This window comes from Niameybacter massiliensis (genome assembly GCF_001282685.1).
Classification (GTDB): domain Bacteria; phylum Bacillota; class Clostridia; order Lachnospirales; family Cellulosilyticaceae; genus Holtiella; species Holtiella tumoricola.
Genome location: NZ_LN875035.1, coordinates 1,970,001 through 1,984,036, shown reverse-complemented (window position 1 = coordinate 1,984,036; position 14,036 = coordinate 1,970,001). Strand labels below are relative to the sequence as shown.

The window sequence follows — 14,036 nt, the reverse complement described above, 5'->3', positions numbered from 1 at the left end:
ATGACAGAGAATAGAGCATACTTTGAAACTATCTTAAATCGTAGAGGCACCAATTGTGCCAGATGGGATACTATGGATAAAAAATACCAAAAAGCTAATATGATTCATCTAGGTGTAGCAGATATGGACTTTCAGTCACCTTTACCCATAAGAGAACACTTTAAAGAAATTGTAGAACATGGCATATTTGGATATAGTGATTTGGATGAGGGCTTTTATAATGCTATTAGACGATGGATGAATAGACAATATAAGTTAGAGGTGCCAAAAGAATGGATTGTATTTTGCCCTAGAATTAATGTGGCATCAAGTATAAGTGTGGAAGCGTTAACAGATAAAGGATCTGAAGTCATGATTCATTCACCTGCATATAGTCCTCTTTATCAAGCAATTATTAAAAATGAACGTATTGCTGTAGAAAGTCAACTTATTCTAACAGAACAAGGTTATAAAATAGACTTTGAAGCCTTAGAACAAAAAGTGACAGATAAGACCCAAATGCTAATCGTATGTAGTCCTCATAATCCTGTGGGACGTGTATGGACAAAAGATGAATTAGAACAAATAGGAGCATTTTGTGTACAACATAACCTTGTACTATTTGTAGATGAAATACATAGCGATATTTTAGCCAAAGGTTACAAGTTTACTTCCGCTCTTAGTTTATCAAGTGAAGTATTAGAGAGACTGGTTGTAGCCACTTCTTTAACTAAAACGTTTAATATTCCAGGTGTGATTATCTCTTATATGATAATTCCAAATTTAGAATTAAGAGAAAAAATACAAAATTATATTGATCGTTTAGGGATGCATAACCCTAATATTTTTGCAGCGACAGCAGTTGAAGTAGCTTATACGAAATGTGATGACTGGTATGAAGAAATGCTTCAGTATATTGATGAAAATGAAGCATTTACAAGAACCTATTTTAAAGCACATATGCCTAAATTTACAATTTTACCAAGGGAAGGAACCTATTTACTTTGGATAGATTATAAGGATGTAGGGTGTAGTGGTGAAACACTTGAAAAATGGTTTTTAGAAGAAGCGAATGTATCTGTCTATATGGGAACCAACTTTGGTGAAGCAGGAAAAGGATATATTAGAATGAATATTGCTAGTCCAAGAGCTTTGCTTGAAGAAGCTTACGGAAGAATGACTAAAGTTTATCATAACTTACTGAATAAATAATGAATCCATAAAAGCGTAATCTCTTAAATAGATAGGAGGTTACGCTTTTATTTTTGCCATATTATTAAAAATAATAGATGTACGAGAAGATTGTTATGAAGCATACTACTTTAATTAAAGCAAGATATTAACTGAATAAACAGGGATTAATACAATAGAATATTTAATAATTGTATGTTTAGTATGATGATTGTATTTATAGAATTGATGAATGCAATTAGAATTTATGATTATCTACAATGTATAGATAAAAAGGAAGATGTATTATTTTATACTAAAATTGATATGTGAAGGAATAGTATTTATAAACCTACAAATCCTAAAATTAATTCGGAAGTCAAAAGTAGGTGAAATTTTATGTACCAAGTGCGTATTCATGTTCTGATTTTTACAAAGGATCAGACATTGCAAGTAGAAGAACTATATGTAATAGAAAAAATTAAATTGAAAATAACAGTAGTAAGCAAACCTATTAGGAGCTTAGAAGTCTATGAGACAGCAGATATGATTGTTGTAGATGGTGAGAATAACACACAAACATTAGAATATGTTGAGCAGATACGGCAAAGAGGTATACCATTAACAGTACCTATTGTTGTATTAGTTGAAGAGGGATGGGAGACGTATAAGCAGGTATTAGAAGTATTGGGTGTAACAGGATATCAACCTAAAGCTTTTGCTAAACAACATATGTCCTTGGTATTACGTACTTATATAGAACATATTAGTGCAATTAAAAGATGGAAACAAAAGGATATTCTCTTTAATGCCTTACTAAATAATATTCCATATATGTCTTGGTTTAAAGATAAGGATAGTAACTATATTAAGGTGAACCAAGCATTTATTGAGCATTGTGGAAAGACAGAAGATGAAATAGAGGGAAGAGGGGACTTTTATGTTTGGGATGGCAATATAGGTAAGCAATGTAGAATTTATGATCAAGAAGTAATGGAGAAACTTAAAAGTATTGTTTTTGAAGAGTGTATACCAGGGAGAAAAGGTAGACGCTATTTCAATATTTATAAAGCACCTGTACAAGCTGAAGATGGTGAAGTGATAGGGACAGTAGGTGTAGCAAGAGACATAACGGATCAAAGGGTAGCACAGTCTCAGATAGAAAAATTGGCTTATTGTGATTATTTGACGGATATAGGGAATAGGAGGGGATTATATCAATTTATTGAGCAGATAATACAAGGAAACAAAGAAGAAATAGCCATGATGTTTATTGATTTAGATAACTTTAAGCAACTCAATGATATTTATGGACATTATTATGGTGATAGAGGTTTACAACTTATTGCTCAAAAACTTCAAGAAGTGTGCTTGGATGCGTATGTATCACGAGTAGGTGGAGATGAATTTGTTGTTGTATGGGAAGGGGGTATTTCAGAAAAATGGCTAGAACTAAAAGCAGATGAAATTTTAGAAGCTATAAGAACGATTTTTACAAAAGATGATATAAAATTTGTTGTATCAGCAAGTATTGGAATTGTGACAGGAAATATAAAAAAAGATACCCTAGAGAATATTTTATCTAGAGGAGATATGGCCCTTTATCAAGCAAAAGAAGGTGGAAAGGGACAATATGTGTTTTATACGACAGAGTTAGAGATAAAACAGCAATTTAATATTCAAATTCAACACGCTTTAGAGCAGGCACTATTAAAAAATGAGATTGTACTCTATTATCAACCACAATATACAACAGACAAAAAGCTTATAGGATTTGAAGCCTTAATGAGATGGAACAATGACGTATATAGAGATATACCTATACTAGAAATTATTAAATTACTAGAAGCTAGTACAATCATTACTCAGGTTGGTGAGTACGTGATGCAGCAAGCTATGAAATTTGCAAAAGTGATTAATCATGATTCGAAGAATAATCTTGTAATTTGGATGAATATTTCGTGTGTTCAAATTATGGCAGAAGGATTTGTAGATAGATTAAGAGAATTAATGTATGATTTGCAGATTAAGCCTGAAATGATAGGTATAGAAATTACAGAAACAGTATTATTAGAGAATACAGAAAAAAATATGGAAAAACTTCATATTTTAAAGGAAATGGGTATAAAGATTGCTATTGATGATTTTGGGATGGAGTATTCATCTTTAAATTACTTATTTAGACTTCCTTTATCAGAGCTAAAAATAGATAAGGATTTTGTTGAGCATATTCATACAAAGGATGAGCATGCAAAATTAGTAAAGCTAATTATTGATATTGCCCATCACCTTCAATTAGATGTTATTGCTGAAGGTGTAGAATATGAAGCCCAGTTAGAGATTCTAAAGAATATGAATGTGGAGGGAATACAAGGCTATCTTTTCTCTAAACCTTTATCAGAAGTAGAAGCAAAAAAAATAGCTAATAGGTAAATATGTAATGATTTTTTTGAAAAGTTTAAAGCACTAGTTCTTGTATCTTATCAATTAAGGATATGGGGAGTAGTGCCTTTTTTATAAGTATATCAATATAACGTTATATCGATATACTTATAAAAAGAAAGATGTTTTGTTTACAATATAACTAGGATGTAAAACAAATAGATACAAAATAAAAATAAAATGAAACTAAAGGAAAAATAGTTAAAAGCTATATGAGTCATAAGGTTATGTACTAATTTAACATGAAATTATAAAAAAACATTAAAAAAGTATTGCATAATGACTATAGAAGAGGTATAGTAAAAATATAAATGGAAAAAAATTCCATAAAAGTGTAAAAGTGTTTCTGTTGCATTATTTACATGTACCTATTAATTTTTAGGGTTAAGAAAGGGGAAAATAAATGAGTCGTCTTATTAAAAGAAAACTAGGTTACATAGTAGCAGCATTATGTGTTACATCAATGACATTTTCACCTATTTTAGTATCAGCTCAAACACCAAATGAGGATGTACAGATTATCATGCCTTATACGAATGACCAGTATGAAGAACGTACATCTCTTCAACCATTAGCAGATGGTTACAGTGTAGCAGATATGCTAGCTTGGTCACCTGCAAGTGACCCAGATGCAAGATATGCACGTTCTGTTGTACCACTTCAAGATCGTTTTATGGGAGACGTAGTTAATCCAAATGCTAATCCAGATGCAAAAATCACCAACTGTGCTTTAACAAATGCAGATAGTAACAATGCACCTACACAAGGTGGTGACATTGCGATGAACTATATCTTCTCATATTGGCAATATATAGATAGTTATATTTACTGGGCTGGACGTAAAGAAGGGATTTTTGCAATTCCTTCACCAGATGTTATTGATTCAGCACATAAAAATGGGGTACCTGTTGTAGCAACTGTTGGTTTCCCTTGGGGAAGTGGAGCAGGGTATGTTGATGAAGTTCGTGCCTTCTGCCAAAAAGATGAAAATGGAAATTTTCCAGTTGCAGATAAAATGCTAGAGATGATGGAATTCTATGGCTTTGATGGTTGGTTTATCAATCAAGAGTCTTATGGATGTAATTCACAAGATGCACAAAATCTTGTAGATATGATGCTTTATATGAGAGAGAAGAAACCAGATATTTATTTAAGCTGGTATGACTGTATGAATAGTTCTGGTAATGTTACTTACTATGATTCATTAACAGATAGCAATTCTATGTATTTTGATTACAATGGTAAAAAAGTTATGGATGATTTCTTCCTTAACTATAATTGGAATAAGTCAAAAACGGATGTAACGGTTGCCACTGCAAATAAATTAGGTAGAAGTCCGTTTGATGTATTCTCCGGTTTAAATGTTCAAGAAGAATCTTATAATAAGTACTTTAATGTAGGTGCCTTATTAGATGAAAATGGTAAACTTCGTACATCACTTGCAATGTACTGTCCAAACTCTACATTATCTATGGCTAAAGACGTAGAAGATTTTTACAAACATGACCAAATTTTTTGGGTAGGTCGTACAGGTGATCCAGCAAATACAGATACATCACAAAGTTGGGTAGGGCTTGCAAACTATGTAGCAGATAAGTCTGCCATCAATCAAACACCATTTGTAACCAACTTTAACACAGGTCATGGCTATACCTACTCTATCGAAGGGGAAGTATCTAGAGAGCGTGAATGGAATAATCGTTCTAACCAAGACTACTTACCAACATGGAGATGGATGGTTGAGTCTACAGGCTCTAAACTTGCAGCAGACTTTGACTTTAAAGATGCTTATGAAGGTGGTAACTCTGTTAAGTTTACAGGTAATTTAGATGCTGCAGCACCAAACCATGTTAAACTCTTTAGTACTGATCTACCAGTAACAAGTAGTACACCTGATTTTGCTGTAACGTACAAACCATCTAGTACAGATGTAAAAGTACAACTTGGCCTTTGTTTTGGTGATACATATGATGAAAAAAATTTCACGTTTATTGACCTTGAAGCAGGTAAAGCAGGTACATGGAATACGGATACGGTTTCTTTAAAAGAATATGAAGGGCAAATCATTAAAGGTATCTCTATTCGTATAGCATCTGAAACCGATGTTAAGGACTATACTTTAAATCTTGGACGTTTTGCAATGCAAGATACAAAAGTGGATACAGTAGCTGCAACAGATAAAGTAACTCTAGATGAAGTGATGTTCCATGATGCATACAATGCAGAAGCACGTATTTACTGGAATACTGTACAAGATGAAGACTTATATGCTTATGAAGTTTATCGTGTTCATGAAAATGGAGACAGAGAATATATAGGTATGTCTCATAATAATGCTTATTACATTTCACCATTTGAAAGAGATGGTGAAGAAAAAGTTTCGACCTTTGAGGTTGTTTCAGTAGATAAGAACTACAATAGAGGAGAAACAGCAACAGTTGCAATTGATTGGCAATTAGCTGTAGGTGATACAGAAAAACCAATTACAGAAAAACCTATTAACTTAGCCCTTAATAAACCTGTTAAAGCAAGTAATGCAAATACGGGTGAACCAGCTATGAAGGCAGTAGATGGTACGGTAGAAAATAACAGTAAGTGGTGTGATACTAATGCACGTACAGGATGGTTAGAAATCAATCTTGGAGAAGTAATGAGCATTCAACGTTGGGTTGTTAAACATGCTGAAGCAGGTGGAGAAGCTTCGAATATGAATACTGTTGCTTTTGATTTACAAGTGTATGATGAAGTAACTGGAGCTTGGAAAAATGTAGATGTTGTAAACAATAACACTGCTGCAGTAACAGATAGAAGCTTAGCTGAACCTGTAGTAGGTCAACGTTTTAGATTAAATATACGCAACTCAGGAAGTTCACCTTGGGGAGCAATTCGCATTTATGAATTTGAACTCTATGAAGAAGCAGGTCAAGAACAATCACAACCACATCCAATGCACTTTGTAAAAGCAATTAATAAAGAAGGTGCTATTGATTCTGTTATATTTAGCCGTGTAAAAGAAGGGCATACAGTACGACTTTATAGTAGTATTGATAGTGCAGAAGCCATTGCAGAAGCAGTAGCGAATGGAACAGGTGTTGTACGTTTTGAAAACTTAGATTTAGGTGTAGATGCAGGTCGTATTTACTATACAACTCAGGAAACTGATAAAGGTGAAAGTGCTAGAATGAGTGTAGCTTATGATAGTGAAGTAGGCGATGCAGTAGCAATTCCAACAGAGCTAAAGATTACAGACTATGAAATCATTAAAGGAGAAACATCTGGTAATTACTATGCTAATGTTGAAATTCATGGATTAGAACCAGGTACGATTGTTAACTACTATGAGTCAGAAGATGATATGGTAGCGAAAAAATCAAGTATACCTGTAGCTGAAGGTTCAACAACGGCAGTATTAGAACGTATTTTATTTAACCGTGATGGAGGTTCTATTAACCTTGAAGTACAACATGAAGGTCTAAGAACAACAAGGTTCAATGCTGCATACAACTATAAGAAAGAAATTGCTACAACAGGTAAGATTCAAATTAATGTAACAAGTACAAATGGTCACGCAATGCAAAGCGCACTTTATGATGTCTATAAAGAGGGTGAACTAGTAGGTACAATTGGTACAGATAATGCAGGTGTTGGAGTAAGCAAAGATTTACTACCAGGTATTTATACTCTTAAATTTAACCATATCCCTGGTGAAACTTATGTACCAGATACAAAAGAATACACCATTGAAATTACTGAACCATTCCAAGTGATTGAGCAAGACATTGTACTTGAAGTAAAAGTAAAACAAGTTGAAGATGTAGTAGCAACTGTAAAACAATTTGAAGCTTATACACTCCCAGAAACAGTGACAGCTACAATGGCTGACCTATCTATAGAAGAATTGCCTGTAATGTGGGATAAAGTAGTAGATACAACTGAGGTAGGTGTGTTTGAATTCTTAGGTACAGTGAAAAATTATGATAAACAAGTAAAATTAACACTTACAGTAGAGTCAGAAACAGAAAATGAAATGAATATTAAATCTATTATAAACCCACAAGATGTAACTGTAGAATACGGTACAGTTGCTAGTGCGCTTAACTTACCAGAACAAGTAACTGTAGTTCTTGAAAATGATACGGAGGTAGAAGTTCCAGTCGCATGGGATACTACAGGTTATGATGGTAACAAAGCAGGTACTTATACATTAAGTGGTGAACTTAACTTAAGTAGAAGTGTAACTAACCCAGAAGGGCTTAAAGCATCTATTCATGTTTTGGTTCAAGAAGAAGGTCTTGCTGCACCAGTAGCAACTTTAACAATGGAAGGTAAAATCCAAGCAGGTGTAGAAAATCGTGTAAGCTATACAGTTAACCTTGCTAACTTAGAAGATGTTAATATGTATGAAATAGGATTAACATATGATCCAAAACAACTTACAATTACAAATGCACCATTAGACTTACCAACAGGTGTTAAAATCCAAACGACCAATAAACCAGGTCAAATCAAAATCACATTTGGTACAATAGATATCCGCGACTTAATCGAATCTACACCAGTTATTTCATTTGACTTTAAAACAAGTAAATCTATTGAAGAGGGTGAAAAAGTTAAGGTTGAGCTTGAAACTGTAAAGGTTGTATCTATTCATGAGGATGATAAGACAAAACTTCATACTGTTATAGGTACTTCATCAGATAATGAAGCAACAGGCAAACCAGCAGGTACTGATATTAATGGTGATGGAAAAGTAACACTTGAAGATCTTTCTATTGCAATGAAGTACTATATGATAGATAGCACAAGTGATAATTGGAGTAAAGCTAAGAAGTGTGATGTAAATGGAGATAACATCATTGACTTATCAGACCTTATTGCAATTTCAGCTAAAAGAACAGATAAATAAATCATAATCCTAGAAGCTACTTTAAATTTTCTTAAAGTAGCTTCTATTTAAAGACTATAGGGGGGGGAAAGATGAAGAGGCAGTTAGGGACATGTTTAATAGCTATGCTGATGTTGGGTACAACTTCTATCGATGCTAGTGAAATAGGCATACAAAATAACCAACTTACTATACCAGTAGGAGAAAAACATTTTTCAGTTCAACTTAATGTAAAAGAAGATGAACTTTATGCAGGAGTAGAAATGGGTGTTGATCTTACACAAGGACTAGAAATTAAAAATATCAATTATGGAATAGACCAAGATTATATGAATGTAGGTCCTGTACAAAATAGTGCAGGTACGTATTATTTTGGCTATTTTGATGGAGAAAATAAATTCTCAGGGAATTATACAATTACCTTAGATGTTGAAAAAGTAGATGAAACTATAAAAGAAGCTTCGATTAGTCTAAAAGCATTAAACATTACGCGCTTAGATGACCAGCAAAATGTTGAAACAGATAAAAAAAGTCTAGATCAACAAGTATATGTAACGTTTAAGGAGGAACAAGCACCTATAAAAGAAGAAACGGTTATACTAGAAGAAATACCTAATGACAGACCACAACAAAAAGAACCAGTAACAAAGCCTACAGTAGATAAACAACCATTAGTAGAACCAGAAGAAACAATACAGATAGAAGAAAAAGTAGAGCCAGAGCAACCTAAAGAAGAAGTGAGTAGGCCTATAGAAGTAGAAAGTATAGTAGATCCAGCTCCAGAGCCTGAAAAGGAAATAGTAGAAGTTAAGACTCCTCTTCCTTACGGAAAGATGACATTAGGTGGGATACTCATTGCGGCTTTAGCATTTGTTATAGGAAGGATAACAAAGAAAATGAATTTACCAAAGGAGGATAAACATGATCAGCAACTCTAAAGCCTTTATAAAACGTATAGCTTTTTTAATATGCTTGACACTGGGGGTAGCAGGTGGATGTCCTCCAGTTTTAGCACAAAATAGTCAAACTAATTATGAAAGGCCTTTTATTGTATTAGAAGATGTTCAAGTGCCTGTTACGACAGGGGGAGCATGTGAGCTTGTTCCAGCTACTACGTCACAAAGTATAGAGGTCAAATTTGATACGTTACAAAAAACAGTCCAAGCAACTACTGAAGCCATGATTCAATTAGATATTGAGATAGGTAATGTAAGCCAGGTCAATTTATTTGAGATAGAGTTAGAATATGATAAGGAGCGGGTTTCATATGTAGAAGAAACGCTTTGTTTAGAGGGGGGTGTTTTGATTAGTAAAGACATTTGCGACGGAAAAGTAAAACTTCTATTTGGAACAATGCAAGTGCAAGATTTACAAGAAGTTCAAAAAGTCATGAGCCTTCAATTTGAGACTAAAGATAATCTTAAAAATGGCGATGAGATACAAATTAAGTTAAATCAATGTGATGTAGTGAGCATTAATGATAAGGATGAAACTCAGCTTATAAAAGGACTCAATCAACCAGAAGTCATTACCATTTATGTAATAGAAGAAGAGCCTACTCCAGACATCAATAAAGATGGTGTAGTTACTTTAGAAGATCTATCTATAGCTATGAAGTATTACAGTATAGATTCTACGCAGGACTTGTGGGATAAAGCTAAGAAATGTGACGTGATACAAGATGGTATAATAGACATGGCTGATTTAATCGCCATACGTTTAGCTATGAAATAGATATATAAAAAAAGGATGTTAAAAAGCATCCTTTTTTGTTAATAAGCAAAGGATACGTGATTTGGGAATAAAAACTTTTAAACTAAGGGTTTTTAAAAGTATTATAAAATAAAGATTGAATAAACATATTAATATTCAAATAAGAAAAATTTTCCAATACTAATTGATAAACAAATAACGATATGGTAAAATTATGTAAACAGCATCAAGGAGGAGACTTTAATGAATAAAAAATTTATAAGCGTAATGTTAGGGCTAAGTATTGCAACAGGAAGTTTTACAACTTTTGCAGCAGATGCGGTTTCGGGGGCATCTAGCACAACAACAAGTACTACAAAACCAAGTACAAGTACTGCAAAACCAAGTACAAGTACTGCAAAACCAAGTACAAGTACTACAAAACCAAGTACAAGTACTGCAAAACCAAGTACAAGTACTACAAAACCAAGTACAAGTACTGCAAAGCCAAGTACAAGTACTGCAAAACCAAGTACCAGCACTTCAAAACCATCAACAACAACTTCAAGTGTAAACAAACCTGGTGAAGTTTATGTGGTTAAAGCAGGAGATGTGCTTTCAAGAATTGCTGTTAAATATGGTATGACTTATCAAGAAATTGCTACTTACAATAATATTAAAAACCCACATTTAATTTATGTAGGTCAAAAAATTGTTATTCCAGTAAAAACAACACAAACAACACCAAAACCAGCTGAAACAAAACCAACTACAACAGTTGAAAAACCAGTAGAAGTAAAACCAGAGGTTGTTACACCAGCACCAGAAGTAGATGTAGTAACAAGTGCATCTGTAGCAAATGATATGATTCAGTTAGAAAAGGCTTTAAGTACAGAAGGTACATGGATTATTTGTGCAAAAGGCGATCTTACAATAGATAAAGAAATTATTGTAGAAGGTGAGTTTAGAAATAAAAACAACCCAGAAGATAAAATTGCTCGTAAACTTGCTTTATATGATCAAGATGAAAATAAAAATGTAACAGCTTCACATACACTTACAACACCAAAAATGATAGTAAAAAGCGAAAACTTCAAAATCCAAGAAGGTACATTTGTAGGAGATATCTATGTAGATGCACCAGGTTTCACACTTGTTAACACACAAGTAGAAGGGAATATCTATTTTACAAAAGAAGCTTATAGAAAATCATTTGTACTCCAAAAAGAAGCAAAAGTAACAGGCTCTATCATTACTGGAACAGAAGTTGACTCTGTATCAGGCGCATCACTTGCAACAGACGAAGCATCTCTTGAAAAAGCTTTAGGTAACAAATGGATTATTACTTTAAAAGAAGATATTACAACAGATAAAGAAATTGTAATGTCAGGCAGATTTGAAAAACAAGATAAAAAAGATGCTACTAAAGTAGTAGCAGGACGTAAACTTGCTTTATACGATCAAGATGAGAATAAAAAAGTAACAGCATCTTATACACTTCAAGCACCAAAATTAACAGTAAAAAGTACAAATGCTAAAATCCAAGAAGGAACATTTGTAGGGGATATCTATGTAGAAGCACCAGGATTTTCACTTGTAAGAACAACAGTTGAAGGTAATGTTTACTTCGCAAAAGAAGCTTATATGAGAACAGCTGACTTATCACAAGGTACAGTTAAAGGTGAAGTAGCTGTCAAAACAGAAGGAATAGATGCAGTAACAGGTGCATCATTTGCTACAGAAGAAAGTAAATTACATATGGCATTAAGTCAAGAAGGTACATGGATTATTTGTGCAACAGATGACTTTACAACAGATAAAGAGATTGTAGTTGAAGGTGAATTTAGAAACAAAAATAAACCAGAAAATGATATCTATCGTAAGCTTGCACTTTACAACCAAGATAGTGGTAAAAATGTAATTGAAACCTATGTACTTACATCACCAAAAATGATTGTAAAAAGTGAAAACTTTAAGATTCAAGAAGGAACATTTGTAGGAGATATTTATGTAGAAGCACCGGGCTTTACACTTACAAATGTAACAGTAGAAGGTAATATCTACTTTGCTAAAGAAGCTTACAAAGAAACTTTCAAATTAGAGCAAGATGCAAAAGTAATAGGTTCACTTTTAGAAGCTAAATAATAGACTATAAAATAGAAAGCGGCATACCTAAATCTGGGGTATGCCGCTTTCTATTTTATAGCTTGTATCTTTTCTTCTTGCTATTCATTTTAAAATATATTATTTAAAGAAAATCATATATAAAGGACCATGGAATAATTTGATTTCTTTGTTATAATAAAGATGAGATTAAATTGGGAGGAAAATGAAATGAAAATAGGTATACTAGGTGCAGGGAATATTGCAAGAACAATGGCAACAACATTAAATAGAATGGAACAGGTAGAATGCTATGCAATTGGAGCAAGAGATCTAGAACGTGCAGAAGCGTTTAGAGAAGAATTTGGACTTGCTAAAGCCTATGGCTCTTATGAAGAACTTGTGCAAGATTCAGAAATCGATTTGATTTATGTGGCAACACCTCATTCACATCACTATGAGCATGCAAAACTTGCGTTAGAACACAATAAACATGTACTATGTGAAAAAGCTTTTACATCAAATGCAAGAGAAGCTAAGGCGCTTTTAGATCTTGCTAAGTACAAGAATAAGTTATTAGCAGAGGCTATATGGACAAGATATATGCCTTCATGTCAAATGCTGAAAGAAACTATTGAAAGTGGTATAATAGGTAAAGTAAGCAACTTAACGGCACATTTAGGGTACGTAATAGGTGATGTTACAAGAATTGCAGAGCCAAGCTTAGCTGGTGGAGCGCTTCTAGACATTGGTGTTTATAATATCAACTTTGCGAGTATGGCTTTTGGAGATAAAGTAGTAGATGTTCAGTCAGCAGCTGTTGTATCAGATAAAGGTGTAGATCTTCAACATAGCATTATCTTAATCTATGAGGATGGAAAGATAGCAACGCTTAATAGCACAGTTTTAGCACAAAGCGAGTGTCAAGGTGTGATTGCTGGAGACAAAGGTTATATAGTAGCAAATAGTATTATTAATACACAAACTATCAAAATATATGATTTAAGTGGCAAAGAAATTCAATGTTTACAAATTCCAAATCAACATACAGGTTTTGAATTTGAAGTAGCAGCTTGTATTGAAGCTATTAAACAAGGTAAAATTGAATGTGAAGCAATGCCACATAAGGAAATTTTACGTATTATGGAATTAATGGATAGCTTAAGAAGTAAATGGGGTGTTAAGTTCCCTATGGATGAAAGAGAAATTTGAATTTAGAAAGAGGTGTATTAGAATGGAGAATACACAACAGTCAAAGTTAGATTTGATTTATGAAGATACCAAAACACGTACGTTAGAGCATTTAGAGAGATTAAAAAAGACTGAAGATAAGGAAGTTATAGAATCTGATAGGATTTTTCAGTATCTCCAACAAACAATAGACTGTTTACAACTGTGTATAGAGCATTTGCCACAAACATCTATGACAAGACAACGTTATGCCAAGTATAAAGATGAGCTAGGTGAACTTGGTGAAGACGTGGTGAAATTAACTAGCCCTAATAGATGGTAGGATATAGAAATAGAAAAGAAGGGCTTTCATATATATGAAAGCCCTTCTTTTCTATTTTTTATTTTATTAATTAGGTTGAATAAAATAAAAAATGAATAGAATTATTGCATAAACTCTACAGTTGAAAAAGTGCTCTAATGTAGTCAGCTTTTCGGAAGATGAAATTTGAGAAACGATTAAATTAAGCTCATAGAGAGAAGCTTTGATATAGTTTCCGCCATTTTCTAGAAATAACAAATCTCTATAGAAAAT

At 33.2% G+C, this 14,036-nt stretch carries 8 protein-coding genes; all 8 read left to right on the top strand.

Features of this window, described 5'->3' with window-relative positions:
• The 8 genes from BN2390_RS14855 to BN2390_RS14820 all read left to right on the top strand — a co-directional run bounded on the left by BN2390_RS14855 (window position 1) and on the right by BN2390_RS14820 (window position 13,784).
• Window positions 1-1,191, top strand: coding sequence for a MalY/PatB family protein (locus BN2390_RS14855; RefSeq protein ID WP_053985102.1), 1,191 nt, complete (start codon window positions 1-3; stop codon window positions 1,189-1,191).
• Between the two features lie 357 nt (window positions 1,192-1,548).
• Complete coding sequence (locus tag BN2390_RS14850; RefSeq protein WP_053985101.1) at window positions 1,549-3,582, top strand: sensor domain-containing protein; 2,034 nt, start codon at window positions 1,549-1,551, stop codon at window positions 3,580-3,582.
• A 412-nt stretch (window positions 3,583-3,994) separates the two neighbouring features.
• Complete coding sequence (locus tag BN2390_RS14845; protein WP_053985100.1) at window positions 3,995-8,497, top strand: endo-beta-N-acetylglucosaminidase; 4,503 nt, start codon at window positions 3,995-3,997, stop codon at window positions 8,495-8,497.
• Window positions 8,498-8,568: 71 nt separating this feature from the next.
• Window positions 8,569-9,414: a hypothetical protein gene (locus BN2390_RS14840; protein ID WP_053985099.1), complete on the top strand. Its 846-nt coding sequence runs from the start codon at window positions 8,569-8,571 to the stop codon at window positions 9,412-9,414.
• Entirely contained in the window at window positions 9,398-10,210 is an 813-nt protein-coding gene (locus BN2390_RS14835; protein ID WP_053985098.1) for a hypothetical protein, read from the top strand. Before BN2390_RS14840 ends, BN2390_RS14835 begins: the two co-directional genes overlap by 17 nt.
• Before the next feature lie 222 nt (window positions 10,211-10,432).
• Window positions 10,433-12,313 carry a LysM peptidoglycan-binding domain-containing protein gene (locus tag BN2390_RS14830; protein ID WP_053985097.1) on the top strand — a complete coding sequence of 627 codons (1,881 nt, stop codon included), beginning with the start codon at window positions 10,433-10,435 and terminating at the stop codon, window positions 12,311-12,313.
• Window positions 12,314-12,502: 189 nt separating this feature from the next.
• Window positions 12,503-13,483 (top strand): Gfo/Idh/MocA family protein, encoded by a 981-nt coding sequence (locus BN2390_RS14825; RefSeq protein WP_053985096.1) that lies wholly within the window; start codon window positions 12,503-12,505, stop codon window positions 13,481-13,483.
• A 22-nt stretch (window positions 13,484-13,505) separates the two neighbouring features.
• On the top strand, window positions 13,506-13,784 hold the full coding sequence (locus tag BN2390_RS14820) for a hypothetical protein (protein ID WP_053985095.1): 279 nt from the start codon (window positions 13,506-13,508) through the stop codon (window positions 13,782-13,784).
• The last annotated feature ends 252 nt before the right edge of the window (window positions 13,785-14,036 follow it).

Bases quoted from the DNA above. Each gene is read 5' to 3' on its own strand.
- BN2390_RS14830 (WP_053985097.1), top strand. From the start codon at position 10,433: ATGAATAAAAAATTTATAAGCGTAATGTTAGGGCTAAGTATTGCAACA.
- BN2390_RS14845 (WP_053985100.1), top strand. From the start codon at position 3,995: ATGAGTCGTCTTATTAAAAGAAAACTAGGTTACATAGTAGCAGCATTA.
- BN2390_RS14835 (WP_053985098.1), top strand. From the start codon at position 9,398: ATGATCAGCAACTCTAAAGCCTTTATAAAACGTATAGCTTTTTTAATA.
- BN2390_RS14840 (WP_053985099.1), top strand. From the start codon at position 8,569: ATGAAGAGGCAGTTAGGGACATGTTTAATAGCTATGCTGATGTTGGGT.
- BN2390_RS14820 (WP_053985095.1), top strand. From the start codon at position 13,506: ATGGAGAATACACAACAGTCAAAGTTAGATTTGATTTATGAAGATACC.
- BN2390_RS14825 (WP_053985096.1), top strand. From the start codon at position 12,503: ATGAAAATAGGTATACTAGGTGCAGGGAATATTGCAAGAACAATGGCA.
- BN2390_RS14855 (WP_053985102.1), top strand. From the start codon at position 1: ATGACAGAGAATAGAGCATACTTTGAAACTATCTTAAATCGTAGAGGC.
- BN2390_RS14850 (WP_053985101.1), top strand. From the start codon at position 1,549: ATGTACCAAGTGCGTATTCATGTTCTGATTTTTACAAAGGATCAGACA.